25 protein-coding genes are annotated in these 24737 nt (G+C 67.7%); 14 read left to right on the forward strand and 11 right to left on the reverse strand.

The annotated features are described in order from the left end of the window. Positions 1-99 precede the first annotated feature (99 nt). The 4 genes from ACYQ0R_RS14870 to ACYQ0R_RS14885 are packed head-to-tail and all read left to right on the forward strand — an operon-like array spanning position 100 to position 2897. Positions 100-624 (forward strand): transcription factor, encoded by a 525-nt coding sequence (locus ACYQ0R_RS14870; protein WP_459825326.1) that lies wholly within the window; start codon positions 100-102, stop codon positions 622-624. After that, complete coding sequence (locus tag ACYQ0R_RS14875) at positions 624-1313, forward strand: DUF2110 family protein (RefSeq protein WP_459825329.1); 690 nt, start codon at positions 624-626, stop codon at positions 1311-1313. The genes ACYQ0R_RS14870 and ACYQ0R_RS14875 overlap by 1 nt, the downstream gene beginning before the upstream one ends. Positions 1314-1322: 9 nt before the next feature. Beyond that, a complete protein-coding gene (locus tag ACYQ0R_RS14880) occupies positions 1323-2150 on the forward strand; it encodes a DUF5803 family protein (protein WP_459825332.1) in 828 nt (275 codons plus the stop codon). Between the two features lie 54 nt (positions 2151-2204). Beyond that, entirely contained in the window at positions 2205-2897 is a 693-nt protein-coding gene (locus ACYQ0R_RS14885) for a competence/damage-inducible protein A (RefSeq protein ID WP_459825335.1), read from the forward strand. Between the two features lie 277 nt (positions 2898-3174). Here the strand turns inward: ACYQ0R_RS14885 and ACYQ0R_RS14890 are convergent, their stop codons facing one another. The 3 genes from ACYQ0R_RS14890 to larB form a co-directional block, all read right to left on the reverse strand. Beyond that, positions 3175-3447, reverse strand: coding sequence for a GIY-YIG nuclease family protein (locus ACYQ0R_RS14890; RefSeq protein WP_459825338.1), 273 nt, complete (start codon positions 3445-3447; stop codon positions 3175-3177). A gap of 152 nt (positions 3448-3599) precedes the next feature. Beyond that, positions 3600-3752: a DUF7563 family protein gene (locus ACYQ0R_RS14895; protein ID WP_459825341.1), complete on the reverse strand. Its 153-nt coding sequence runs from the start codon at positions 3750-3752 to the stop codon at positions 3600-3602. 137 nt (positions 3753-3889) lie between these two features. After that, entirely contained in the window at positions 3890-4648 is a 759-nt protein-coding gene (gene larB / locus ACYQ0R_RS14900) for a nickel pincer cofactor biosynthesis protein LarB (RefSeq protein WP_459825344.1), read from the reverse strand. 213 nt (positions 4649-4861) lie between these two features. Here larB and ACYQ0R_RS14905 point away from each other — a divergent pair, with 213 nt between their 5' ends. Continuing rightward, positions 4862-5029, forward strand: a complete 168-nt coding sequence (locus ACYQ0R_RS14905) for a DUF1931 family protein (RefSeq protein WP_004267503.1) — start codon at positions 4862-4864, stop codon at positions 5027-5029. A gap of 135 nt (positions 5030-5164) precedes the next feature. Here ACYQ0R_RS14905 and rpiA read toward each other — a convergent pair whose 3' ends face one another. The 3 genes from rpiA to ACYQ0R_RS14920 all read right to left on the reverse strand — a co-directional run bounded on the left by rpiA (position 5165) and on the right by ACYQ0R_RS14920 (position 8297). Continuing rightward, positions 5165-5869, reverse strand: a complete 705-nt coding sequence (gene rpiA / locus ACYQ0R_RS14910) for a ribose-5-phosphate isomerase RpiA (protein ID WP_459825347.1) — start codon at positions 5867-5869, stop codon at positions 5165-5167. A gap of 79 nt (positions 5870-5948) precedes the next feature. Further along, positions 5949-7076, reverse strand: a complete 1128-nt coding sequence (locus tag ACYQ0R_RS14915; protein WP_459825349.1) for an ORC1-type DNA replication protein — start codon at positions 7074-7076, stop codon at positions 5949-5951. A gap of 105 nt (positions 7077-7181) precedes the next feature. Continuing rightward, entirely contained in the window at positions 7182-8297 is a 1116-nt protein-coding gene (locus ACYQ0R_RS14920) for a TIGR01177 family methyltransferase (RefSeq protein WP_459825351.1), read from the reverse strand. A 119-nt stretch (positions 8298-8416) separates the two neighbouring features. Here ACYQ0R_RS14920 and ACYQ0R_RS14925 point away from each other — a divergent pair, with 119 nt between their 5' ends. The 3 genes from ACYQ0R_RS14925 (at position 8417) to ACYQ0R_RS14935 (ending at position 10626) form a co-directional block, all read left to right on the forward strand. Next, positions 8417-8977 (forward strand): TATA-box-binding protein, encoded by a 561-nt coding sequence (locus tag ACYQ0R_RS14925; RefSeq protein WP_459825353.1) that lies wholly within the window; start codon positions 8417-8419, stop codon positions 8975-8977. A 190-nt stretch (positions 8978-9167) separates the two neighbouring features. Further along, the gene (locus tag ACYQ0R_RS14930; RefSeq protein WP_459825355.1) at positions 9168-9527 is read left to right on the forward strand and encodes a DUF7473 family protein; all 360 of its coding nucleotides are present in this window, start codon (positions 9168-9170) and stop codon (positions 9525-9527) included. 139 nt (positions 9528-9666) lie between these two features. Beyond that, positions 9667-10626, forward strand: coding sequence for a CPBP family intramembrane glutamic endopeptidase (locus ACYQ0R_RS14935; RefSeq protein WP_459825357.1), 960 nt, complete (start codon positions 9667-9669; stop codon positions 10624-10626). Between the two features lie 37 nt (positions 10627-10663). On the opposite strand, the gene ACYQ0R_RS14940 is transcribed toward ACYQ0R_RS14935, so the two are convergent. From ACYQ0R_RS14940 to thiD, 3 genes are all read right to left on the reverse strand, one after another. Beyond that, positions 10664-12886 carry an ATP-dependent DNA helicase gene (locus ACYQ0R_RS14940; protein WP_459825359.1) on the reverse strand — a complete coding sequence of 741 codons (2223 nt, stop codon included), beginning with the start codon at positions 12884-12886 and terminating at the stop codon, positions 10664-10666. 81 nt (positions 12887-12967) lie between these two features. Then, positions 12968-15748, reverse strand: coding sequence for a DNA mismatch repair protein MutS (gene mutS, locus ACYQ0R_RS14945; RefSeq protein WP_459825361.1), 2781 nt, complete (start codon positions 15746-15748; stop codon positions 12968-12970). 72 nt (positions 15749-15820) lie between these two features. Next, the gene (gene thiD / locus ACYQ0R_RS14950) at positions 15821-16702 is read right to left on the reverse strand and encodes a bifunctional hydroxymethylpyrimidine kinase/phosphomethylpyrimidine kinase (RefSeq protein ID WP_459825363.1); all 882 of its coding nucleotides are present in this window, start codon (positions 16700-16702) and stop codon (positions 15821-15823) included. Positions 16703-16835: 133 nt separating this feature from the next. Between thiD and ACYQ0R_RS14955 the strand changes: the two genes are divergently transcribed. Then, complete coding sequence (locus ACYQ0R_RS14955; RefSeq protein ID WP_459825365.1) at positions 16836-17516, forward strand: DsbA family oxidoreductase; 681 nt, start codon at positions 16836-16838, stop codon at positions 17514-17516. 117 nt (positions 17517-17633) lie between these two features. Here the strand turns inward: ACYQ0R_RS14955 and thpR are convergent, their stop codons facing one another. Together thpR and ACYQ0R_RS14965 are read right to left on the reverse strand one after the other, a co-directional pair. Beyond that, positions 17634-18212, reverse strand: coding sequence for an RNA 2',3'-cyclic phosphodiesterase (gene thpR / locus ACYQ0R_RS14960; protein WP_459825367.1), 579 nt, complete (start codon positions 18210-18212; stop codon positions 17634-17636). A gap of 91 nt (positions 18213-18303) precedes the next feature. Beyond that, positions 18304-19077, reverse strand: a complete 774-nt coding sequence (locus ACYQ0R_RS14965) for a GTP cyclohydrolase III (protein WP_459825369.1) — start codon at positions 19075-19077, stop codon at positions 18304-18306. A gap of 169 nt (positions 19078-19246) precedes the next feature. Between ACYQ0R_RS14965 and ACYQ0R_RS14970 the strand changes: the two genes are divergently transcribed. The 5 genes from ACYQ0R_RS14970 to ACYQ0R_RS14990 all read left to right on the forward strand — a co-directional run bounded on the left by ACYQ0R_RS14970 (position 19247) and on the right by ACYQ0R_RS14990 (position 24696). After that, on the forward strand, positions 19247-20032 hold the full coding sequence (locus ACYQ0R_RS14970) for an HAD-IIA family hydrolase (RefSeq protein ID WP_459825371.1): 786 nt from the start codon (positions 19247-19249) through the stop codon (positions 20030-20032). Between the two features lie 131 nt (positions 20033-20163). Beyond that, on the forward strand, positions 20164-22215 hold the full coding sequence (gene uvrB, locus ACYQ0R_RS14975) for an excinuclease ABC subunit UvrB (protein WP_459825373.1): 2052 nt from the start codon (positions 20164-20166) through the stop codon (positions 22213-22215). Positions 22216-22272: 57 nt separating this feature from the next. Continuing rightward, complete coding sequence (locus tag ACYQ0R_RS14980) at positions 22273-22794, forward strand: hypothetical protein (RefSeq protein ID WP_459825375.1); 522 nt, start codon at positions 22273-22275, stop codon at positions 22792-22794. Between the two features lie 82 nt (positions 22795-22876). After that, positions 22877-23473, forward strand: coding sequence for a hypothetical protein (locus tag ACYQ0R_RS14985; protein WP_459825377.1), 597 nt, complete (start codon positions 22877-22879; stop codon positions 23471-23473). Between the two features lie 47 nt (positions 23474-23520). Beyond that, entirely contained in the window at positions 23521-24696 is a 1176-nt protein-coding gene (locus ACYQ0R_RS14990) for a hypothetical protein (RefSeq protein ID WP_459825379.1), read from the forward strand. Positions 24697-24737: the final 41 nt, after the last annotated feature.

Raw genomic sequence — 24737 nt, forward strand, 5'->3', positions numbered from 1 at the left:
CCACCCGCAGTAAAGTTCTGCCGGAGTCGGTGACCGACCGCGACCGCGTCGATACGGTTTTCGGAGCTTTTAACCTATTTCCTACCCCACGTTCGTGTAATGGCTTTTGAGGATCTGTTGAACGACCCCGTCATCCAGAAGTACCTCCACGAGCTGGTGGGGCCGACGGGGATGCCGGTCGCGGCGGCACCGCCGGACGGTGAGGTGACCGACGAGGAGCTTGCCGAGGAGCTCGGACTCGAGCTGAACGACGTCAGGCGTGCGCTGTTTATCCTCTACGAGAACGACCTGGCGTCCTATCGGCGGGTCCGCGACGAGGATTCGGGATGGCTCACGTATCTCTGGACGTTCCACTACGACAACATCCCCGAGAACCTTCAGGAGGAGATGTACCGCCTGCTCGACGCCATCGAGGAGCGCGAGGAGTACGAGCGCACCCACGAGTTCTATCTGTGTGAGGTGTGTTCGATCCGCTTCGAGTTCGGCGAGGCGATGGATTTCGGCTTCGAGTGTCCCGAGTGTGGCTCGCCCGTCGAGTCGATGGATAACGACCGACTCCTCGAGGCGATGCAGCGTCGCGGCGAGGAACTCCGCGAGGAGCTCAACGTGGACGTGACCGGCTAATGGTCGTTCTCGCAACCAAATGTTACGTCGACGGCGACGCTCGTGAGCGCGCGCTCGACGGGATGGACTCGCTCGTCGACAACGCGGTCGGCGAGCTCCACGTCGACTGGCAGATCGGCGTCAGGGCGGACGGGTTCGTGCAGGTTGACCTGACCGGCGAGGATGCCGCGGTCGCACGCAACGCCCTCGCGGAGACGTGGGGCGAGATCATCGCCCACGACGAGGGGCTGCAGGCGGGTGAGACGTACGTCGGAACGCTCGAATCGTGGGACGACGACGGATTCGTTCTCGACGCCGGGTCGGACGTGCGAGTTCCCGCCACGGAGATCGGACTTGGCGTCGGCGCGCCGGCGCAGGTCGTCGAGCGGTTCGGGCTCGTCCAACATCTCCCGTTACGGTTCGTGTACGGCGGCGACGGGGCGGACGCCGACCCCAGCCGGCTGGCCGACGACGAGCGTGACCGGCTGTACGACTGGCAGCGCGGCGACGGGCGGGTGAACGTCAACTCCGCGACGCGCGGCGAAGTTCGTGCCACGGTGAACCGTGCCGGCCACGCCCGCGACATCGTCACGGTCGAGCGGCTCGGACTCCTCGAACAGAGCATCGTCTGTGGGGAGGGAACCGATCCGCCGGGACTGCTCGCCGCCATCGGCAGCTATCTCCCGGCCGAGATGCGCTGTGTCGTCTGATCCGTGTCCGTGAACCGTCGCTTCGTCCTCGCGGTCGTCGTCGTCGCGATCGTCGCCGTGAGCGCCGGCTGTCTCGGCTACGTGACCGGCGGCGGCGAGGTCACGAACGAGACGCTCGACGCCGAGCCGCCCCGAGAGTATCAGTTCGACACCGACCGCGACGCCGACTTCGATCTGGCCGCCAACGGGACGTACACCGTAGTGTACAACGCAACCGATCGGGAGGATATCAGACTGTACGAGGCCACGGTGTACGGCGGCGATCAGCCACTCGAGTTCGAGGCGTTCCGGTACCGGTACGCCGACGGCACCGTGATCAACGGCAGCGAGTTCCGGGCTCGCGGCGGCGAGATAGATCGCACCCCCGACGAAACGTGGATCCGTTTCGCGGACGAGATGGACGACGGACAGGTGGCCTTTTCCGGCACCGGCTCGCCGCGACGGTTCACGATGCTGGCGTACGTGCACGGGTCGTACGCGGTGACGCTTCCCGAGGGGTTCAGCACGGACATACCGATCGTCGGACACGTGTCCCCACGAAGTCACGAGGTAACGGATGTCGACGGACGCACCCGGATCACCTGGGAGTCGGTGACCGGCGGATCGATCGTCGTCCAGTCGTACCGCGAGCGCGACGTGTTCGTGTTCGGTGTCATCCTCGTCGTCGCCGTCGTCGTCGGCGCGATCGGGACGGTCCACTTCCGGCGACAGCTCGAGGAGCTCCGGCAACGACGGCTGGACATGGGTCTCGGTGTGTACGAGGACGACGAAGACGGCGACGACGAAGATGATTGGGACGGCGGAGACGATGACGACGACGAGCGTGGCGGCGGATGACCGCTGTGGCCCGGTCTTCAGCGGTCTTTTGAGCGAGCCCCACGTGGGTTCGGTATGCACGTAGCGATCGTCACCGTCGGGGACGAGCTTCTCGTCGGGGACACCGTCAACACGAACGCGACGTGGCTTTGCGACCGACTCTCCGAGCGTGGGGTCCGAGTCCGGCGCGTGACCGTCGTTCCCGACGAGATCGGCGAGATAGCGAGAGTCGTCAACGAGTACCACGCGGAGTACGACGCCGTGATCGTCACCGGCGGGCTGGGGCCGACACACGACGACGTGACGATGGAGGCGGTCGCGGCGGCGTTCGGCCGGGACGTCGTTCGGAACGATAGAGCCGCGACGTGGCTCGCTGACCGTGGCTACAGTGCCGACGACCTCGCCGCTGAGACGACGCATCTCCCGACGGACTGTCGGCCGCTCGAAAACATCGAGGGGGTCGCACCGGGTGCGGTCGTCGAGTCGGTGTACGTTCTGCCGGGTGTGCCGGCGGAGATGAAGGCGATGTTCGAGACGATCGCCGACGAGTTCGAGGGGACGCCGACTCACACCGTCGCGGTGAACGTCGCGGAGCCGGAAAGCGAGCTGCTCGACCGATTTACGGAGCTACAGCAGCGGTTCGACGTGGCGGTCGGCTCCTATCCCGGGGAGCACGTCACGGTGAAGATCACCGCGGACGACGCGAGCGAGGCGGAGCGTGCGGCCGCGTGGCTCCGGGATCGTTCCACTGCACCGGAGCGAAGCTAGCGCGGTAACGGGTCGAGAGTCGGGCGGACCGAGAGTCGGGCGGACCGAGAGTTCTGCGAGTCGAGTGATGACGATCCGGCTATCGATACAGATACGCGACCCACAGCACCGTAGCCAGCAGGCTGGCCACGAGAATGACGGTCGCAGTGGCGTCGATCGGAAGCGGCTCCGGCTGGACGGCAAGCGGTATCATACTCGGCAGTTGACCGGGGGCGGTCTTAATTCTTGATCCTTCGTGTCGGCCGCTCGGCGACGTTTGTTGCGGAGTCCTGACTCGCTACTGCTCCGTGCTCTCGGCGGCCAACTGCTCCTTCTGGCGTCGCGTCAGCGACTTGATCTCGTGTTCACGCGACATCGCTGCCGACCGGGAGTCGAACGACTCCGTATACCGCAGCGTGACTGGCGTCCGTCCGCGGGTGTACTTTGCACCCGTGCCGGCGTCGTGTTCGGCGACGCGGCGCTCGACGTCCGTCGTGTAGCCGGTGTACAGCGTCCCGTCTGCACACTCGATCACGTACACGTAGTGGGTGGCTGACGGTTCATTCGACACGGGATCGACTCCGGACGCACGGCTCAAAGAAGGTACGGATCCGGGAACCGACGTCGGGTGTCGGTCGTCGAACGCGGTCGACGTCCATGAGGGCCGTTCGGCCGGTTCCGGTCGGGCGTCGATGCCCGGTCGGGTTTCGGGTACGATTCCGATCAGTTTTGAGTGCGGGCTCGCGTTCGTGCCACTTCGGCGATCCCGGCGTTCGCGGCGCAGTCGGGACACGCATTGAGGTTCCCGACCTCGTCCGCGAACACGCGAGCGAAGCGGTCCGAGACGTGCGACCCGCAATGGTCACAACGTGGCATGTTGGACCGGCATCCACCGCTGCCGGCAAAAGACATACGTGACCAAGCACCAAATACCCTTGTTCGACCGCAGTTGTAGCACGTTTTTCCGGGAGCCGCCGTCGAACAAGCTCGCATGATCGGAGGGTGGTCGGCCGCTACTCTCGATCGATGGCCCGAGCGATCAGGCCGGCCTGCGCGCCGGCGACGAACCCGGCGTCGACGTTCACGGTCGAGAGGACGGTACACGACTGGAGCGTACCGAACAGCGCTGCACGCCCGTCGCCGCCGACGCCGTACCCCGTCGAGACGGGGAGCGCGATCACGGGGGAGTCGACCAGTCCGGCGACGACCGTCGGGAGCGCGCCCTCGCGACCGGCCGCCACGACGACGACGGCCGCCTCCCGGATCCGATCGAGCTGATCGAGCAGTCGGTCGAGGTTCGCGACGCCGACGTCCTCGATCAGGTCGACGTCCGCGCCGATCTCGCGGGCGACGACCGCCGCTTCGCCCGCGACGGGCGCGTCCGACGTCCCCGCGGTGACGACCGCGACGGACGCCGACAGCGACGGCGGCTCGAACCCGCCGGCGTGTGCTACGACCGTGTTCGTCCGCTCGTCGTACTCGATCGTCGCGTCGGGTGCCTCATCCGCGATGATCTCGCGGACTCCCTCCGCGACCGCGGCGTCAGCGCGCGTGACGAGTGCGTGACCCGTCGTCTCCAGTGCCGTCGCCGCCAGCGCCGCCGTCTCCGCCGGCGTCTTTCCATCCGCCAACACCGCCTCCGGGATCCCGCGACGCTGCTCGCGGTCGGCGTCGAACCGCCCGGCGTCCGTCGTCGCGTAGCCCGCGAGACGTGACTCCGCCTCCGAGATCGAGATCGTGCCCGCTGCGAGCGACTCGAGCGTTTCGCGCATACGCACCCGTCGGAGCGGACGCAGTCGTAGCTGTCGATCGGACCCGAGTCGCGCGACGCCGTTTCGATGTCGGACCCAAACGCGACCGGACGCTCGAACCCCGCAAGGTTTATAACTACCCGTGACCGCAGCTTTCCGCGAACAGCAAGCATGGCGGTCCTCGCGGGGGAATTCAGGAACTCTTATTAAGTGTGGACGGATATCGTCGAACGCATGGCAGATCTCATTGTCAAAGCGGCCGTCAAGGAAGCGCTGGACGACAAGAACGTCGCTTCGGACTTCTACGACGCACTGGACGAAGAAGTGGACGAGCTGCTCGAAGACGCCGCCCGTCGCGCCGAGGCCAACGACCGGAAGACGGTCCAGCCTCGCGACCTTTAAAACGGCTGCAGACCCACCTTTTTATCGCGAGCAACGATCGAGAGCGATGTCTCCGTCGGCCACTCCGACTCCGCCGTCGGCCACTCCGACTCCGCCGTCGGCCACTCCGACTCCGCCGTCGGCCGCTCCGACTAGCTACAAGCGCGCCACGCGCACCCCGTCCGCCGTTCCGACGTGAACCTCGTCGGCGATCCCCACGAACAGTCCGTGTTCGACGACGCCCGGCGTCCGCGACAGCGTCGTCGCGAGCGCCTCGGGCTCGTCGATGCGGCCGAACGCACAGTCGAGCACGAGGTTCCCGTTGTCGGTAACGACCGGCCCGTCCTTCCGCTCGGCGTGCCGGAGTGTCGGCCGACCGCCCGCAGCGCGAACCGCCTCGGCGACGACGGTGCGAGCGCCCGGCAGCACCTCGACGGGAACCGACCGGTCGAGAACGTCCGACTCCTTCGGGGAGTCGACGACGACGAGAAATCGGTCGGCTGCGTCGTCAACGACCTTCTCGCGGGCGTGTGCTGCACCGCCTCCCTTTATTAAGTCGCCGCCGGCGATCTGGTCGGCTCCGTCGATGGCGACGTCGATCCCGCCGGCTGCGTCGGCGCCGACGACGTCGTCCAGGTCGACGATCGGGATCGCACACTCCCGGGCGAGCTCGCGGCTCGCGAACGACGTGGGGACGCCGCGCACGTCGACGCCGGACTCGACGGCTCGACCGATCGCGCGGATCGCGTGTGCCGCCGTCGACCCGGTTCCGAGCCCGACGACGTCGCCGTCGTCGACCGCCTCGGCCGCGGACTCGCCCGCCCGTCGCTTCGCTGCGTCGCTGCCGCCGCTCGTCTTCATGGCCCCGACTGCGGGCGCCGGTGTTGAAAAGGCGTCGCCGTCGCGCTCCGCGGTCGACGCCGGCGTCAACACGTAACCCTCACTCCAGTCGGTCGAGGATCGCGTCGGCGTCGTACGCGAGCGAGAGCTCCCGCGACCGGCCGCGTCCCTCGACGTCGGCGTACGCCGTCTCGATCACGCCGAGCTGGTCGAGCTTGTTGATTATCTCGGAGTATCGCGTGTAGCCGAGGTCGGTCTCCTCGTGGAACGCCTCGTACACCTCGCCCGCGCGTTCCCCGTCGTGTTCCGCAAGCACCCGGACGAGAGCGCTTTCGGAGTCGGAGAGGCCGCGAAGCGAGCGCGAGAGATGGACGTACTTCGATTTGTCGTAGGCGGATTCGACGTCCTCGGCGGCGATCGTCTTCGATGCCCGCATCTCCGCGTTGAGCCCGGCGCGTCGAAGGAGGTCGATCCCGACCCGGAGATCCCCGCTTTCGGCCGTCTTTTCGGCGACGAGCTCCAGTTCGGCTCCGTCGATCACTCCGTCGTGGAAGCCGCGCTTCGCCCGCTCGCCGAGAATGTCGTAGATCTCCGTCGCGTCGTACACCGGGAAGTACACCTCTTCGGGACGGAACACCGACTGCACGCGGCCGTCGAGGTCATCGACGACGTCGAGCGCGAGATCCGAGGAGACGACGATAACGCCGATCTTCGCGCCCGAGTGGGCCTCGTGAGCGCGAAGCAGTGAGTACAGCGTGTCCGACGCCTCGTTCTCGTAGAAGAGGTAGTTCACGTCGTCGAGCGCGACGACGAGCACGTCGTCCTCCTCGACGAGCCGATCGGTTATCTGGCCGAACAGCTTCTTGAACGAGATCCCCGAAGAGGGCGGCTCGTAGTCGAAGATCCCCTCGAACAGCCGCGAGAAGACGGCGTATCGCGTGGAGTCGACCTGACAGTTCACGTGCACCGTTCGTACGTCGGTGCGGGCGCGGAGCTCGGCGAACAGCTTCTGGACCGCGGTGGTCTTTCCCGTTCCGGGCGGCCCGCGGACCATCGTGTTCAGCGGACGTGAGCCACGGACGGCGGGGCGGAGCGCGTACTTCAGACTCTCGAGCTGGCTCTCTCGGTGACGGAACGTCTCCGGAACGTGGTCGATCTCGAACACCGACTCGTCGCGGAACACCGACTCATCCCACGCGAGCATATCGTCGTCGGCGTCCCGAGTCATGTGGAATCAACCACCCGCCGTCCACTTAACGGTTGCCCGGAGGCGCGGCGAAAGTAAAATCGACGGCGAGCAGGGCGCTACCGATCGGAAGCCCGCGGAGCGGTTTCAGTACCGTGACGGTGTTTCCGCGGACGACCTCCGCCCGACGCCGAACTCCTCGGACGACTTTCGCTCGACGACCAACACGTGTCGCGTCAGCGACCGGTGAACGCGGCGCTCGAACGTCGCGACGACGTCCCACCCGGCGTCGCGGGCCGGTCCTCGCCAGTCACGGTCGGCGATCAGGACGGCCCGAGGGGCGACCCGGGCCGCCTCCGCCAGCGCGCCGCCAACGAGGTCGGCAAGCTCGTGGCGAGCGACCTTCGACTGGCGGCCGTACGGCGCGTCGAAGACGACGCCGTCGACGGCGTCGTCGGCCACCGCGAGCGACGTGGCATCGCCACGCGCAACGTGCCACTCCGAGCCGCCGTTTCGGGATCCGTCGGCCGTCTCGCCGCCGGGGGGCCCCAGAGACGCCTGGAGGTTCTCCCGCGTTCCTCGGACCATCTTCGGCTGCGCGTCGCAGGCGACGACATCGCTTCCGACGAGGCCGGCCTCAAGGGGGAGCCCGCCAGTCCCGCACATCGGATCGAGCATCGTTCGACCGGGTGCGGCCCCGGCAAGGTTGACGTACGCGCGGGCGTCGGCGGGAGCCATGCTTCCCGGCTGAAAGAAGGGTCTGTCGGTCGGCTTGGGCGCGAACTCCCGGTCGGCCTCGCTGGCGACCCAGCCGAGCGCGCAGACGGAGGCCTGCTCCCCGTCGGCTCCGGCGACCGAGTCGTGAGTCGCGCGGGGTCCCTCGGCGAACAGCGCGCGGAGAACGTGGTCCGGGTCCTCCAGATCCACCATAAACCCCCGGTCGACGAGAACGCTTCCGAGCGTTCGTTCGGCCTCGCCGGTCGAGACGGTCGCGGTGTTTCGGACGTTGCGTGCGCGAACGGCGACGCTTCCCGATCGGTCGATCGGGGCGGCAGCTACCAGTGCGGCCGCGGCGTCGACGTCGGCGTCCGTCCGTCCGAGGGCCTCGTGGACGGCGCGGGTGTACGCGAGCCGACCGATGCCGTCGCCGACAGCACCCGCGCGAGCGACGCCGGGCGCGAGAAGTTCGACGGTCGTCGCCGCCGTCGATGCCTCGAAGGCGGCGAACGCGTCCTCCTCGCCTGCGAGTTCGAGCCAGTACACGGCTCACGCTCCGGCGGGCGGTCAAAAGAGCATGCCGGTTCGACTCCTCATCCGATGTCGACGTCGCCGGAGCAGCCTACCAATCTTTTTAACTCTTTAAAGAATGAGTTGACGTACTAATGGGCGATCCGAAGGATACAATCTCGATAGAAAACGTCGTTGCCTCGACCGGGATCGGACAGGAGCTCGACCTCCAGAGCGTCGCGATGGATCTCGAGGGTGCCGACTACGACCCCGAGCAGTTCCCCGGGCTCGTGTACCGAACGACCGACCCGAAATCCGCCGCGCTGATCTTTCGGTCCGGGAAGATCGTCTGTACGGGCGCGAACTCCACGGACGCCGTCCATGAGAGTCTCGGTATCGTCTTCGAGAAGCTCCGTGCACTCCAGATCCCGATCGAAGACGACCCGGAGATAACCGTACAGAACATCGTCACCTCCGCGGACCTCGGCGAGAGCCTCAACCTCAACGCGATCGCGATCGGGCTCGGATTGGAACATATCGAGTACGAACCCGAACAGTTCCCCGGACTCGTCTACCGGCTCGACGAGCTCGACGTCGTCGCGCTCCTGTTCGGCAGCGGGAAGCTCGTGATCACCGGTGGCACCGAGCCCGCGGATGCGGCGGCCGCAGTCGATCACATCGTCGAGGAGCTCGACGGACTCGGCCTGCTTGATTGATCCCCTCCCGCGCTGAAAGCGCGGTTTCTCGGTGGATTGTCGGGACGATTCCCTGCATGTCGTCGGGCCGCTCCCTTGCATGTCGTCGGGCCGCTCCCTTGCATGTCGTCGGGACGCTCCCTTGCATGTCGTCGGGACGCTCCACGGTGGTTTTCGGGGGGTCTTTCAACGCCTCAACCGTAGTTCAACTATGCTCTTACAGACGGTCTCCCCCGTCGCAGTGCTCGGCACTACCGTCCTGTTCGCGCTGTTTCTCTCCCTGACGGCCCATCTGGCCGCTAGAAATGTTCTCGGCGACGTGGACCCCCGTCGTGCGCTGTACGTCGGTCCCCTCCCGGCCGTCATCGGAATCGTCGGCGGGGCGTTCGCCGTTACGCCGGCCGTGACCGTCCCCCTCGCGCTCGTGGTCGACGCGGCGATGTTCTCGTGGAGCTACGACCGTGACGCACGCGTTGCGATCACGATGACCGGGTTCCACGTCGTTATCACCGTCCTTCTCGGCGTCGTCCTCGGCGGGATCGCGCTGTTACTCGGGACGCGTCCGGCGTGACCGCGGAATCGTCCCCGAAGCGGTCAGACGCGCTCTCGTAGATCCCTCCGAGCGACGCGTTCGTTCTCCGGTCCGGCTGTTCGCCGGCGGTCTCGCGCTCGTCGTCGCCGTCGTCGCCGCACAGCTTTCCGTCTTTCTCGTGGTCGGTCCGGCCGCACTCGATCTGGCGTCACCGCTTGCGTTCGGAGTCACCGCGGTTGCGGCTGGCGTCGCGGTGTGTCTGGTGTTGTACCCGGTCGCCCGGTTCATCGACCGCCGGCGTTTCTCCGATTACGGACTGCGGATCGACCGCGACTGGTGGATCGATCTCGGATTCGGCCTCGCGCTCGGCGTCGGTCTTCAGGCGGCCGTCTTTGCGGTGGGATGGACGGCCGGGTGGTTCACCGTTGTCGGCGCGTTCCGTGCACCCGGCTCGTTTCTGCCGGCGTTCGCCGGGCTTCTCGTGTTGTTTCTCGTCGTCGGCGTGTACGAGGAGCTGCTGGTTCGGGGGTGGCTGCTGACGAATCTCGCCGAGGGGTTCCGGTTTGCGGGTCGGGGGCCGGCCGTTCTGGTCGCGCTCGTCCTCTCTTCGGGGGTGTTCGGGCTGCTTCACGCGGGCAATCCGGGAGCGACGCCGCTTTCGATCGCCGTCATCTCGCTCGCCGGCGTGCTGCTGGCTGCCGGATACCTGCTCACCGGAGAGCTGGCGATCCCGATCGGGATCCACGTGACGTGGAATCTCGCGCAGGGCGGGCTGTTCGGCCACGGCGTTAGCGGGCTCGACGTGACGGTGACCGTTCTCGCGACCGAGACGACCGGCCCCGCGCTGTGGACCGGGGGCGGGTTCGGTCCCGAAGGCGGGCTGCTCGGGCTGTTCGCCGTCGGTCTCGGCTGTGTCGCCGTCGTCGCGTGGGTCCGAGCCCGGACGGGTCGAGTCCGGCTCCACCCCGCTGTTACGACGCCAGCGCTCCGAGAAGATCGCTCGACGGACTCCGCAGAGGCAGTCGCGAGCAGATCCGCGGCGGGAGCAGAGATCGGTACTGAGACCGACTCCGACCCCGACGCCACCGGAACGGATCCCGACGCCACCGGAACGGACCCCGACGCCGCGGATCGGTGACGGGAATCGGACCGTTCGACACGCGGGTACGACGCGACTACGGCTCCGGCGGCGGGCCGTCGTAGGCGTCGTGGTCGCCGTAGAAGTTCAACATTGCGAACTTCAGCTTCTCCGGGTCGATGTCGATCAGTTCCTCGCGCTCCTCGGGCGGGAACGCGCTTCGTACGGAGTACTTGCCCATATCGGCGGTCGTGTAGCGGCGGTCGGCGAGGATCCTGACCCCGAAGTCGTCCGGGCCACGGATCACGCGACCTATCGCCTGCCGGGTCTTTCGGATCGTGGGAATCTCGACCGCGTACGACCACCCCGGATCGCGGGCGCGGTCGCGGTCGGAGAACGCCCGGTCGTACGCCTTCTGGACCGCCTCCATGCGGTCCGAGAGATGCGGGTACGGCACGCCGACGACCACCACCGTTCGAGCATCGTCGGCGTCGAAGCTCACCCCTTCGCCGAGCGTCCCCCACAGCGAGGTGAACAGGGCGGCATCGTCATCCTCGACGAACCGTCGTCTGAGTCGTTCCTCGTCCTCGCCCGGGCCGTCGAGATAGAGACTCCCGAGATCAGCCCCGACGAGGCCACCACCGCCGGAGCCGCCAGCGGTAGGGCCGTCTGAGCCGCCACCGAGCCGCTCGTAGTATCGCTCAGCCTCCCCGTAGGAGGGGAAGAAGGCGAGCGTGTTCCCGGGCGTAAAGCGGATCGCATCCCGGAGCAGCGTGCCGACCGTCTCTTGAGTCTCCGGATCGTTGCGCTCCGAGGCGAAAAGCGGCGGCGTGTCGACGGCGAACGTGCGGCGGTTCGCCTCCGGGTACGCCATCCCGTACGCGAGGCTGGCGACGTCCTCCAGACCGAGCACTTCCTTGGTGACGTCGAACGGACGGAGCGTCGCGCTCATCAGCACCGACGCGGCCACCTCGTCGAACAGCTGCTCGGTGACGGTTCGCGGGATACACGTGTACAGCTCCGCGCGGCCGTACACCTCGTCCGTGCCGGCGTCACGCCGCACGGACACGACCGGATACTGTCCGAGCTCCGTTCCCTCATCCATCCACGTCGAGACGAATCGAGCCGCCTGCAGCGTCCGGCACTCCGCCCGACTCGTCGTCTCCCCCTCGCGGTAGCGGCGCTCGTACTCCTCGTCGAGCGCCGTGCCGAACTGGATCGCGAGTTCGAGTTCGACGTCGATACCCGCCCCCTCGTAGCCGCGCAGGAAATTCAGCGTGAGGTCGTCGCGACGGTCCTCGTTCGCAATGGTAATGTCCTCCCAGCTCTCGCCGACCCCCTCTCGTGCCCCGAACCCGAGTTCCTCGTCGTACGTCGCCACGAGCGCGTCTCGGAACGCGCCGAGCACGTTCGCGGCCGCCTCCGCGCGGGAGTCGTCGCTGTCGACCAGCTCCTCTAGAGCGGCGTCGAGCGTGTTCTCGGTGAGCGTCCGGGTCGCGTGGTCGCGAGCCGCGTCCTCGACGTTGTGTGCCTCGTCGAACACGGTGATTATCTCCGCGGGGTCCCGGTCGATCCACCGGAAGAACTGCTCGCGGATCGTCGGGTCGAGCAGGTGGTGGTAGTTACAGACGACCAGGTCGACGCCCTCCATCCCCTCCTTCAGCAGCTCGTAGCCGCAGAGCTCGCGCTCGTCGGCGTACGCGTACACGTCCTCGGGGGTGCGGACGTCGTCAAAGAGCCACGCGAAGAAGTCGTCGGTGTCGCGAACCAGATTGTTGTGGTAATGATCACAGACGTTCGTCTCCTCGTAGGCAGCGAGCTGCTCTTCGAGTTCGTCGAGCTCGTCCATCACCGCCTCGCGGGCCTCCGCAGCGCCCGCGTCGCCCTCGCGGCTCTCCGCCAGCAGCTCCCGCTGGCGGGACTCCAGCTCCCGGAGGTCGCCTTTCGTCTCCACCATCTCCCGGGTCGTATCGCGCAGGGTCTGACACTCCTGATAGTCGACGTCGATGTGGCACATCGACGACTTTCCCTTGAACACGACCGCTCGGATCGGCTCCGTCCGGGTGATCGCGCGGGCGTCCTCGACGAACTGCCGCATCTGCTGGTGGACGTTCGTCGTGATGACGACCGTCCGGTCGTGCTCGCGGGCGTGCTCCAGCGCAGGCACGAGCGCCGAGAGCGTTTTTCCGGTTCCGGGTGCACCCTCGAACAGCACGTCCTGCCCGCGGGTCAGCGCGTTGGCGACCCTGTCCATCGCCTCGCGCTGGTTCGGGTACGGCTCCTCGTACGGGAAGAACCGCAGATGCGCCGACTCTGACACGACTCCGATTTCGGCGGCATCGATTAAAAGGGGTCGGGTAGCTCGGCGGATGTGGAACGGATCCGAACGCAGCTACGTCGTTCACTCCAGCCGCTCCTGCCACTGCTGGACGCGCGCGAGCAGCTCCACGGGCGGCGTCTCGTTCACGTCGAGGTCGGTCAGCTCCTCGATCACCGCCTCGGTCTCTGGATCGAGGCCGTCGTCGAGGGTGTCCGGCGTGGTCGCGTTGGCGTCCGCCTCCACGCTCGAACTCCCGGCCGATCCCGCCGTTTCATCCCCGTCAGCCCCCGCCGTTCGATGCTCGGACTGCGGACCGCCGCCGTTGCCGGTCGCCTGCTTGAACGACCCGGCGGAGAGGTCGAAGACGGCCTGCGTGGTCTCCCCGCCGCTTCCCGTTCCGGAGCCGCCGCGCGCCTCGATCGCCTTCTCCTCGCGGAGGCGATCGAGCACCTCGTCCGCGCGCTCGACGACGGGATCGGGGACGCCCGCCAGATCCGCGACGTTGACGCCGTACGACCGGTTCGTCGGTCCATCACGGACGGTGCGGAGGAAGGTAACGTCGCCGTCGCGCTCGTCGATGGCGACGTGGACGTTCGCGACCCGTGGGAGATGCTCCGCGAGCGTCGTCAGCTCGTGGTAGTGAGTGGCGAACAGCGTCCGCGCGCGCACCTCGTTGTGGAGGTACTCCGTCGCCGCCCACGCGATCGAGATACCGTCGTAGGTGGCGGTGCCGCGACCGACCTCGTCGAGGATGACGAGCGACTCCTCGGTCGCGGAGTGGAGGATGTTCGACAGCTCCTGCATCTCGACCATGAACGTCGACCGCCCCTGCGCCAGCTCGTCGAGCGCGCCGACACGGGTGTAGATCCCGTCGACGATCCCGACCGTCGCGTCCCGTGCGGGGACGAACGAACCGATCTGCGCGAGCAGCTGGATCAGGGCCGCCTGCCGCATGTACGTCGACTTCCCGCTCATGTTCGGTCCGGTGACGATCAGGAAGCCACGCTCCTCGTCGAGCCGGAGGTCGTTCGGCACGAAGTCGGTGGTTCGCTCGACGACCGGATGCCGACCGGCCTCGATCGACAGCGTTCCCGGCTCCGCCAGCGTCGGTCGCGTCCAGTCGTTGCCGGCGGCGTGAGTCGCGAGCGACGCGAGCGCGTCGATCTCGGCGACGACGCGACCGACCTCCTGCAGCAGCGAGGCCGCCTCGGCGACCCCCTCGCGAAGCTCCTCGAACAGCTCGTACTCGAGGTCGCCGCGCGCCTCCTCTAAGCGAAGGACTTCCCGTTCGCGCTCGGCCAGCTCGTCGGTGACGAACCGCTTCGAGTTCTTCAGCGTCTTGATCTCGCGGTAGTGGTCGGGCACCTGGTCGGCGACCGATTTCCCGACCTGGATGTAGTAGCCGTCCGTCTTGTTCCGGTCGACCGTGACGTGGCTGAGCCCGTGGCGGCGCTTCTCGCGCTCGGCGAGCCCGTCGAGCCAGCGGTTCACCTCCTCGTGACGCTCGATCAGCGCGTCGAGCTCCTCGTCGTACCCCTTTCGGAGGAGCCCGCCCTGCGTCTTCGTGTTCGGCGGGTCCTCGGCGAGGGCGTCGGCGAGCTCCTCGTGCAGCCTGCGTGCGTGCTCGCGATCCGGGCGGCGAAGCACGTCCGTCACCGGGGAGTCGGCGAGGGGCGTCCCCTCGACCGCGTCTGCGAGCGCGGGAAGCAGCGCGAGCGTGTCCCGGACGGAGAGCAGCTCGTGTGCGCCCGCGCTGCCGCTCGTCGCCCGGGCGGCGAGACGCTCGAGGTCGGACGCGCCGGAAAGCGTCTCCAGCAGCCTGTTCCTCGCGAGCGCGGCCGAAGCGAGCGCGTCGACCGCGTCGAGACGACGCTCGATCGTCTCGCGGTCGCGTTTCGGTCGGGTGAGCCACTCGCGAAGCAGCCGGCCACCCTGGGCCGTGGCGGTGTGGTCGATGACGTCGAACAGCGAGCCGTCGGCGTCGCCCGTCATCGTCTCCGTCAGCTCGAGGTTGCGCTGGGTGGTCGCGTCGAGGTCGACGTGGTCGTTCGCGCCGTAGACGGTGAGCCGCGTCATCGCCGCCGACACGCCCGCACCGGTCTCCTCGACGTACTGGAGGACGGCCCCCGCGGCGCGGGTCGCTAGCTCGGAGTCGAGCCCGACGCTGTCGACCGTCTCGGAGCCGAACCGTTCGCGGACGGCGTGCCGGGCCCGGCCGGGTGCGAACGCCTCGGCGTCGAACAGCGACGTCGAGCCGGACAGCTCCTCGCGGATCGCCGTCAGGAGAGCGTCGTCGGTACGAACCGCCGGACCGGGAAGTAGCTCGGTCGGATCGAACCGGTACAGCTCCGACCGAAGCGCCTCGAGATCCGCGAGCTCGGTCACCAGAAACCGCCCCGTCGTCACGTCCGCGAACGCGACCCCGTACGGACCGTCGTCCGACGGAGGCTCGTCGGCGGTCGCGGCGACCGACCCCCGTGTCGTCTCATCCTCGCGAACGATCGCCGCGAGGTATCGCGCCTCCGCGTCAGTCGTCTCGAGGAGGGTGCCGGGCGTGACGACGCGGGTCACCTCCCGGGCGTGGTCGCCGCTTTCGGTCTCGTACTGGTCGGCGACCGCGACGCGGTAGCCACGCTCGACGAGCGCCTTCAGATACGGCGTGAGTTCCGTGAGCGGGACGCCCGCCATCGGGTACGAGGAGCCGTGGGAGGATTTTTGGGACACCTTTAAATCGAGTTCTTCGGCGACGAGTTCGGCGTCGTCCGCGAAGAACTCGTAGAAATCGCCACACTGCATCGCGAGGACGTCGGCGTCCGTCTCCTCTTTTAACTCGAGGAACTCGCCGACGATGCCCGTAGCCATACCCGTACTCCCACCGTGGTCGGCTAAAACCCTGCGGGTCGGCGCGTCATATCGGCTCGACCGAGCGGCGACTCATCCGTCCATCACCGTGGGGTTCACCGCGCCGGATCCCGAGCCGACGTCGTAGCCACGTCGGATCGTCTCGTGCATCTCGCCGACGGCGGCCGTGACCGCCTCGCGGAGCGGCTCGTCGCGCGCCAGTCGAGCCGCGATCGCGCTCGAGAGGGTGCAGCCGGAGCCGTGGGTCGCGGTCGTCTCGACGCGCGGGTTGACACACTGGATCGCCTCGACGGCAGCCCCGTCGCCGTGGTCGGAGCGTCGATCATCGCCGTCGCCGGAGCGTCGATCACCGTCGTCTGCGATGACGAGCTGATCGATCACGTCGTCGGCGTCACCCTCGTCGAGGTGGCCGCCCTTGACGAGCGCGGCCGACGCGCCGCGGTCGACCAGTTCGCGTCCGGCGGCCTCCGCGTCGGCGGCAGTCTCGATCGGTTCGTCGACCAGGACTTCGGCCTCGTCGATGTTCGGCGTAACGAGGGCCGCCTCGGCGATCAGGTCGTCGTAGGCGGCCTCCGCCTCCGGCGAGAGCAGTCGGTCGCCGGTCGCCGCCACCATCACCGGATCGACGACGACCGGACCGTCGAAGCCGGCGAGCCGACCGGTGACCGTCTCGACGACCTCGGCGGTCGCGAGCATCCCCGTCTTGACGGCAGCGACGGGGAAATCGTCGACGACGGCGTCGTACTGGCTCGCGACGTGATCTCCCGGCATCGGGCGGACGTCGTGGACGCCGCGGCTGTTCTGTGCGGTCGTCGCCGTCACGACCGACGTGCCGAACACGTCGTGTGCCGTCATCGCTTTTAAATCCGCCTGGATCCCCGCGCCCCCGCCGCTGTCACTGCCCGCGATCGTCAACGCGACTGGCGGTGTCATCGGATCGTACCGTCGGGTCATATTCGAGTGATATTCGCCGGTTGTTATAAGCGCTGGCGGTCGATCGTCAGCGATTGTCACACCGTGAGACCACCGATCGGACTCGGTCGCCGTCGTCGAACGGGCTTTGGTCGTGGGGACACTCCGTCGGAGCATGACCGATTCACAGCCCGAGTCGTCGTCCGGCTCCACGACCGATGTCGCCGCCGACTCGTCTCCCGACTCGATCACCGTCTACTCCGACTACGTCTGCCCGTTCTGTTATCTCGGCCGGGCGTCGCTTGCGCTGTACCGGGAGACGCGGACGGAGCCACTCGCGGTCGACTGGCATCCGTTCGATCTGCGCGCGGGGAAACGCGGGCCGGACGGCGAGATCGACCACGACGTCGACGACGGGAAAGGCGACGACTACTACGAGCAGGCGCGGGAGAACGTGGAGCGCCTCCGGGAGCGGTACGACGTCGAGATGGCGCAGTCGCTCCGCCGCGACGTCGACTCGCTGCCCGCCCAGCTCGTCTCGCTGCACGTCAAACGCGAGCGACTGGAGTCGTGGCCCGCCCTCGACGACGCGATCTTCGACGCGCTGTGGGTTGCGGGCCGGGATATCGGGGACCGCGAGGTGCTCGTTGACGTCGCCGGCGACGTGGCAGGGGTTCCGGACGATGTCGTCGACACCGCGCTCAACGACGCGGACCTCCGCGCGTCGCTCGAGGAACTGTTCGACGCGGCGCGACGGCAGGGGATCACGGGGGTGCCGACGTTCGCGTCCGACGATCGGGCCGCCCGCGGTGCGGTGCCACCCGAACAGCTCCGGCGACTGGTCGACGGCGAGTAGGGGATCTGCGGTGGACGCGTAGGGCGTCGTGTGCCGAGCGAGCACCGAACGGTCGTGGGACGAGCGAGAACCGAACGGGCGCTACGCACGACCGAGTTTGCTGCGGCGGCAGGCTCGTTATATATAAAACGTCTCGACCGTCTCGTACACCGGTCCGTCCGCGGTCAACGTCGACTGAGTCAGCCGGAACGCGTCGACCGTGAACTGGCCGACGTCGGGCTCTCGCTCGCGAACGACGTCCTGCACGAGCTTTTTTCCCCGGGCGTCGTTCATTCGGGCGAGCGTGACGTGCGGGGTGAACGCGTGGTCCTCGGGATCGACTCCGATGGCCGTCGTCTCCGCCTCCAGCGCCTCGTGGAGCCGGGTTAGCTCGGAGCCTCCGGCCTCCACTCCCGCCCAGACGACCGAGATGTACTCCAGCGAGGGGAAGACGCCGAGCCCGGCGATGCGACACTCGAACGGCTCGACATCGACGCGATCGCGGGCCCGCTCGCCGGCGGCGACGACGTCCTCGACGTCGGGACCCGTGTCGGCGTCGGTGGCGGTCTCGGGCACGTCGCCGAGAAACTTCAGCGTCACGTGCGCCTGCGCCGGATCGGTGACGTTCAGCCCGTCGGCTCCGTCGAGATGGGACTGCACGTCCGCGATCGGCTCCGCGAGGTCATCGGGGAGGTCCACGGAGAAGAACGCGCGCATGTGTCGTCGCTAGCGGACGCGAACACTTAAAAACCGCCGCGAGTGGACGCGAACACTCAAACACCGTCCGCGGTCGGAGTCTCGGGGCGTTTCAGTCACCCGTCGCGACGACGCCCGACAGCTCGACGGTCGTCCCGTCGTCGCGGCAGGCCTCGAGCGCGTGTTTCGCCGCGAATCCGGCGTCGTGGGCCGACGCGCCCCGACCGACGCCGACCTGCAGATCGACGTCGACGTCGTCGGCGACGTGGTCGACCGCCGCGCTGAATTCTCGCTCGTCGATCTCCGGACAGACCGCGATGACGTTGTCGCCGCCGACGAAAAACGAGAGCGCGCCGTGGCTCTCCCGGAGATACTGCATGAGCGAGGCGTACGCCTGCTCGATGTTGATGAACGTATCGAACTCGTTGAGACGATCGGTGTACTTCCCGGTGGCGTTCACGACGTCGAAATGCGCGATCTGCAGGTCGGACGACGTCGTCTCCGTGAGATACTCCCCGGCGAGCACCTCCCGCCGACCGTCATCCTGTGCGCTCCCTTCGGTCTGTAGCCGCCGGTTTGCCGCTTCCAGTGCGTCGATCGGTCGCTCGGCGACCGCGGTTCCGAGACTCACGCTCACCGGGTAGCGGTTCCCGATCGACTCCTGCAGGTTGGCGTGGGCGTCGCCGTCGACCCCGTTCGTCACCGCGATCATGTTGTCGAAGCGCGTGAAGAAGACGTACGCGTCGCGCTGACCGAGGAACTGGGCGATATCGGCGTACAGCCGCGACTGAAGCGTTTGTAAGTCCATCTCTCGACGCGGCTCCGGGGTCACCGTCCACGGGCCGTAGTTGTCGATCTGGACGAGGGTGACTTGAGTCGTCGTCACAGTGACTCGGCGTTCGGCCCGGGCCCGCTTTACGCTTCCGTTATCACGACAGTGGTATCGATATCGACTCTGGAACCGACACCCGACGGAGACGGCGATCACGGCGGGAGAGGTCCCGAAATCGGTCGACTGCGCAACTCCTACATCCATCGCGCCCCAAACGTACGGTATGGATACGGAGTTCAGCGGTGCGGTCCTCGACGTCGACGGAACGGTCGTCCGCGGTAACGAGCCGATCCCCGGCGCGCCGGACGGCTACCGACGACTTCGCGACGCCGGGGTCGAGACGTTGTTCGTCTCGAACAATCCGACGAAAGCGCCGCCGGCGTACGTCGACCGACTCGGAAACGCGGGGTACGACGTCGACGCCGGCCAGGTGGTCACTGCGGGCACCGTGACGACCCGGTATCTCCGGGAGCACCACGCGAACGACGACCTGCTCTGTCTCGGTGCGGACGGGCTGCTCGACCAGTTCGACGCCGCGGGACTCTCGACGACCGAGGACGTCGACGCCGCGGACGCATTCGTCGCCTCCATCGACCGCGAGTTCGACTACGACGACCTCGCCACCGCGCTGTGGGCGCTCGATCGGGATATCCCCTTTATCGGCACCGATCCGGATGTCGTCATCCCGGGGCCCGAGCGCGACGAGCCGGGCTCCGGAGCCGTGATCGGCGCGGTCGCCGCCGTCGCCGAGCGGGATCCGGACGTCGTGCTCGGGAAGCCGTCGGACCCGGCGATCGAACTCGTCCGAGAGCGACTCCCGTACCCGCCGGAGGAGTGTCTCGTCGTCGGCGACCGGCTGAACACCGACGTCGCGCTCGGCGTCCGTGCGGGAATGACGACCGTGCTCGTCCGTACCGGCATTTCGGACGACGAGACGTTCGCCGCCGGCGACGTCGAGCCCGACTACGTCATCGACGACCTCGGCGAGATCGACCGCGTGCTCGACTGAGGGCGCTCCGTGCTCGACTGAGGGCGCTCCGTGCTCGACTGAGGGCGCTCCCGGGATCTGACTCGTCTCTCGCCCGACGGCTCTCGACCGAGCGCGCCGCTCAAGTGACTGGAACGCCAACGGCACCCATCGTGAGCGACGCCGACTCTCCACTCTCCGAGGACCGCCCGACAGTCGACCGACCGCTTCGGGTCGACGCTCCGTTCGAGCCCGCCGGGGACCAGCCGGCGGCGATCGAGGAGCTAGTCGAGGGGTTCGAGTCGGGCGCGACGAAACAGACCCTGCTCGGCGTGACGGGGTCGGGCAAAACGAACACGGTTTCGTGGGTGGCGGAGGAGCTGAACCAGCCGACACTCGTGTTGGCACACAACAAGACGCTTGCCGCCCAGCTGTACGAGGAGTTTCGCGAGCTGTTCCCCGACAACGCCGTCGAGTACTTCGTCTCCTACTACGACTACTACCAGCCGGAGGCGTACGTCGAGCAGACGGACACGTTCATCGACAAGGAGATGTCGATTAACGAGGAGATCGACCGACTTCGACACTCCGCGACGCGCTCGCTTCTCACCCGCGACGACGTGATCGTCGTCGCCTCCGTCTCCGCGATCTACGGACTCGGCGACCCACAGAACTACCGCGACATGGCACTCCGACTGGAGGTCGGCGAGCGGATCGGCCGCGAGGAGCTACTCGCCCGGCTCGTCGATCTGAACTACGACCGCAACGACGTCGATTTCACGCAGGGGACGTTTCGGGTCCGCGGCGACACGGTCGAGATCTACCCGATGTACGGTCGATACGCCGTCCGCGTGGAGCTGTGGGGTGACGAGATCGACCGCATGATCAAAGTCGATCCGATGCACGGCGAGGTCGTCTCCGAGGAGCCGGCGGTGATGTTACACCCGGCGGAGCACTACTCGATCCCGGACGAGAAACTGGAGCGGGCGATCGCGGAGATCGAGGAGCTGATGGAAAAGCGGGTGCGTCACTTCGAGCGACAGGGCGACCTCGTCGCGGCCCAGCGGATAGAGGAGCGAACGACGTTCGACGTCGAGATGCTTCGGGAGGCCGGCTACTGCTCGGGGATCGAGAACTACTCCGTCCACATGGACGACCGGGAGCCGGGGGACGCGCCGTACACGCTGCTCGACTACTTCCCCGATGACTTTCTGACGGTGATCGACGAGTCCCACCAGACGATCCCGCAGATCAAAGGGCAGTACGAGGGGGATAAATCGCGAAAGGACTCGCTCGTCGAGAACGGGTTCCGGCTGCCGACCGCCTACGACAACCGACCGCTCACGTTCGAGGAGTTCGAGGCGAAGACGGACCGCACGCTGTACGTCTCGGCGACTCCCGGCGAGTACGAGCGCGAACACTCCGACCGGGTCGTCGAACAGATCGTCCGGCCCACCCACCTCGTCGACCCGAAGGTGGCGGTGCGGGAGGCGACAGGACAGGTCGAGGACCTCCTCGACCGGGTTCACGAGCGGATCGAACGGGACGAGCGTACCCTCGTCACCACGCTCACGAAACGGATGGCCGAGGATCTCACGGAGTACCTCGAGGAGGCCGGCGTCGACGTCTCGTACATGCACGACGAGACGGACACGCTGGAGCGGCACGAGATCATTCGCGACCTCCGTCTCGGCAACATCGACGTGCTCGTCGGCATCAACCTCCTGCGGGAGGGGCTCGACATCCCGGAGGTGAGCCTCGTCGCCATTCTCGACGCCGACCAGGAGGGGTTCCTCCGCTCGACGACGACCCTCGTCCAGACGATGGGGCGGGCCGCCCGCAACGTCAACGGCGAGGTGGTGTTGTACGCCGACGAGGTCACCGACTCGATGCAGGCGGCGATCGACGAGACCCAGCGCCGCCGGGAGATCCAGCTGGAGTACAACGCCGAGCACGGCTACGAGGCGACGACGATCGACAAGCCGGTCGGGGAGACGAATCTTCCGGGCTCGAAGACGGACACCTCCGGCGTGAGCGTCGGCGACGTCGAGACGGAAGATGAGGCGAGAGACCGGATCGAGACGCTCGAGGACCGGATGAACGAGGCGGCGAGCAACCTCGAGTTCGAGCTCGCCGCGGACATCCGCGACCGGATCGCGGAGCTGCGACGTGCGTTCGACGTCGACGCCGACGACGGGGTCCCCGCACCCGTCGTCGACGAGTGACCGATCGGACGCGACTACTCAGGGGATTTTTACCGGAGAGGCGCGGAGCACCAGCCGATGAAGCGTCGTGCGGTCGTTATCGGGGTCTGTGCCGCGGTGACCGCCGGCTGTACCGACCGGCTGCACGACGTGGCGGCGTCGACTCCCGGTGACATCGACGTTCGGAGCCGTTACATAAACGCGGACCCTCTGGTCGAATCCCATCGTCTCGACACGCGTCCCGCCGGCACCGAGACACACGCCCTCTCGTTCCGCTCCGCCGAGAGCGCCAACGGCACCCTCTCGTCGGATGCGGACGACGCCCGCACGTTCGTCTCCGAGACGGCGTTCGTCGATGACGGTGGCCGGGCCGTGCTCGTGTTGGTCCAGCGATTGGCGTCACCCGGGATCGACGTCCGACTGGGCTCGGTGAGTCGGATCGGCGACCGGGCGCTTCGAGTCGGCGTCGACGAGGTTGGGACACCGATCGACGAGGAGCCGACCGTGCACACGCTTTTGGTTCGGCTCGTGGACGAACGCGGCCCTCCGGAGCGTATCACGGTGTCCGTCGAGGGTGACCGGGTGTCCGTCTCCGTGTGAGTGGCCGCGACGTTCTCACCTACCGTCGTCTCACCCCGCCGCAGTCCAGATGTTTTAACCGATCCGGCGGCGTCGTGATCGCATGGTTCCGGTCCCTCGTCGCGTCCTCGGCGTGCTGCTTCTCGTGCTCGCGACGCTGCTGCTCGCACAGCCGTTTCTCCTCCGGTCCGCGGGCGCGGTCGAAACCGGGTTTTCCGGACTCGTCACCGTAGGCAGGATCGCGTTCGTCGCCGCGGGTGCCATCGCGCTCGTGGCTGGCGGCGCGGCGACCGGGGGTCGACGTCTCACACCCCGGTGGAGTCTCGCGGCTCCCGCCGTGTCCGCGGTCGTCGCGCTCGCGGTCGGTGTGGCGGCGTCTCCGGACGGGGCCGCCGGATCGGAGACGATATCGATCTCGGAGGTGGTCCCGGTCTCGGAGCCGTTCTCGACTCCGGGGATCGAGCTTGCGGGCTCGACGCCGATCGTCGCCGCGGGGGCGGTCGTCGGCGCGTCGCTCGCTCCCGTGACGCTGGGTGCAACCAGAGATGACACCGTCACCCTCCTTGCGGGCGTCGTGGCGTTTTTCACGGCGCTTTTCGCCGCACCCGATCCGGCGCTTGCACTCGTCGGAGGCGTCGGCGGGGGTGGCGTCGCCGTCGGCGTTCTCTGGGCGCTCGACGCGGAGACGTGGCGCCCCTGAGCGACGGCGCCACAACGTCTTTTGGGTCTCGAACCGATACGAGGCGCATGCGACGCAAGGCCGCCGTCGCCGCGCTCGTGGTCGTCGCCGTCGGGCTCGCGCTTTCGGGCGTCTTCGGCGGAACGGCCGACGAGCCGGTCGTCGCCGAGGTGCCCGAAGAGTCGCTCGTCGAGATCGACGGGGCGTACGAGCTGTGGCCGTACACCAGCCGGAGCGAGTCCGTCGACGGGCGAACGCTCGCGATCAACGTCGTCTTTCTCGACGACGGCGACGCGGTCCGGCGCGCGCTGACGGACCGTGCCGACGCCGACTGGGAGGAGACGGACGACGAGGAGAGCGACGCCGATCCGGAGCTGGTTCGGGAGGCGGTGCTCACCGACTGGGAGGCGGCCCACGGCTCGGACCGGTACTCCCACTTCGTGGGCGCCGATGGCGGCATGTGGGTCGACGAGACGTACGAGCTCCACGAGGGGACGTATCTCGGCGCACGCGACCACATCCGGGCGTACGAATCCCCTGACGGGGCGTACACGGCGATACAGGTCCACGAGGAGTACTACGACTGGTTCCGGCTTCGTCACACCGTGACCGACATCCAGGACCCGGCAGTGCGGCTCGAAGACGAGTTCATCGCCGCGGAGGCGACGGTCACGCGGGAGCATCACGGCATCGATGCCGGCTGGAGCGACGGCTGGCTCTCCGTGATCGAACTGGCGTTGCTGGTTCCGCTCGCCGGCGCGCTGCTTCGTCGTCGGACTCGGGAGGCGGTCGTCGAGACGGCGGGACGGGTTCGATCGGAGGCGACGCGACACGACGACGCCGCGGTGCTCGGTGTCGCGCTCGCGGCCGTCGTCCTCGGGGTGCGCGCCGCCGGCGTCGGGCTCGAACTCGCGTATCCGGGCGTCACGCCAAAGACGATCGCCGCGCCGCTGTATCTCGTCCTCGCAGCCGGTCTTCCGGCGCTTGCCGTCCACGTCGGCGAGCGCTGTGCTCCGACTGCGGCGTTTCTCGGCGTCGTCTTCGGACTCGGAGCTGGGTTCCTGATCGACTTTGCGAGCCTCGGGGTCGCAGTTCCGCCGGGGCTCGTTGTTCACCGGGTCGCGATGGTGACGTCGCTGGCGCTCGTCGCCGCCGGACGGGCGGCCGACGACCGGCAGATCCTCGTCGTCGGACTCCTCGCGTGGGTCGTCGGACTCGGACTTCCGCTCGCGGACGTGATCTGATCGCATCGGCTTACCGTCACGTCGGATCGGCTTACCGTCAC

The sequence above is a fragment of the Halorubrum luteum genome (assembly GCF_054652935.1).

Coding starts and splice junctions, on each gene's coding strand:
- ACYQ0R_RS14870 (WP_459825326.1), top strand. CDS start 100: ATGGCTTTTGAGGATCTGTTGAACGACCCCGTCATCCAGAAGTACCTC.
- ACYQ0R_RS14875 (WP_459825329.1), top strand. CDS start 624: ATGGTCGTTCTCGCAACCAAATGTTACGTCGACGGCGACGCTCGTGAG.
- ACYQ0R_RS14885 (WP_459825335.1), top strand. CDS start 2,205: ATGCACGTAGCGATCGTCACCGTCGGGGACGAGCTTCTCGTCGGGGAC.
- ACYQ0R_RS14895 (WP_459825341.1), bottom strand. CDS start 3,752: ATGCCACGTTGTGACCATTGCGGGTCGCACGTCTCGGACCGCTTCGCT.
- larB (WP_459825344.1), bottom strand. CDS start 4,648: ATGCGCGAAACGCTCGAGTCGCTCGCAGCGGGCACGATCTCGATCTCG.
- ACYQ0R_RS14905 (WP_004267503.1), top strand. CDS start 4,862: ATGGCAGATCTCATTGTCAAAGCGGCCGTCAAGGAAGCGCTGGACGAC.
- rpiA (WP_459825347.1), bottom strand. CDS start 5,869: ATGAAGACGAGCGGCGGCAGCGACGCAGCGAAGCGACGGGCGGGCGAG.
- ACYQ0R_RS14915 (WP_459825349.1), bottom strand. CDS start 7,076: ATGACTCGGGACGCCGACGACGATATGCTCGCGTGGGATGAGTCGGTG.
- ACYQ0R_RS14925 (WP_459825353.1), top strand. CDS start 8,417: ATGGGCGATCCGAAGGATACAATCTCGATAGAAAACGTCGTTGCCTCG.
- ACYQ0R_RS14930 (WP_459825355.1), top strand. CDS start 9,168: ATGCTCTTACAGACGGTCTCCCCCGTCGCAGTGCTCGGCACTACCGTC.
- mutS (WP_459825361.1), bottom strand. CDS start 15,748: ATGGCTACGGGCATCGTCGGCGAGTTCCTCGAGTTAAAAGAGGAGACG.
- thiD (WP_459825363.1), bottom strand. CDS start 16,702: ATGACCCGACGGTACGATCCGATGACACCGCCAGTCGCGTTGACGATC.
- ACYQ0R_RS14955 (WP_459825365.1), top strand. CDS start 16,836: ATGACCGATTCACAGCCCGAGTCGTCGTCCGGCTCCACGACCGATGTC.
- thpR (WP_459825367.1), bottom strand. CDS start 18,212: ATGCGCGCGTTCTTCTCCGTGGACCTCCCCGATGACCTCGCGGAGCCG.
- ACYQ0R_RS14970 (WP_459825371.1), top strand. CDS start 19,247: ATGGATACGGAGTTCAGCGGTGCGGTCCTCGACGTCGACGGAACGGTC.
- ACYQ0R_RS14980 (WP_459825375.1), top strand. CDS start 22,273: ATGAAGCGTCGTGCGGTCGTTATCGGGGTCTGTGCCGCGGTGACCGCC.
- ACYQ0R_RS14985 (WP_459825377.1), top strand. CDS start 22,877: ATGGTTCCGGTCCCTCGTCGCGTCCTCGGCGTGCTGCTTCTCGTGCTC.
- ACYQ0R_RS14990 (WP_459825379.1), top strand. CDS start 23,521: ATGCGACGCAAGGCCGCCGTCGCCGCGCTCGTGGTCGTCGCCGTCGGG.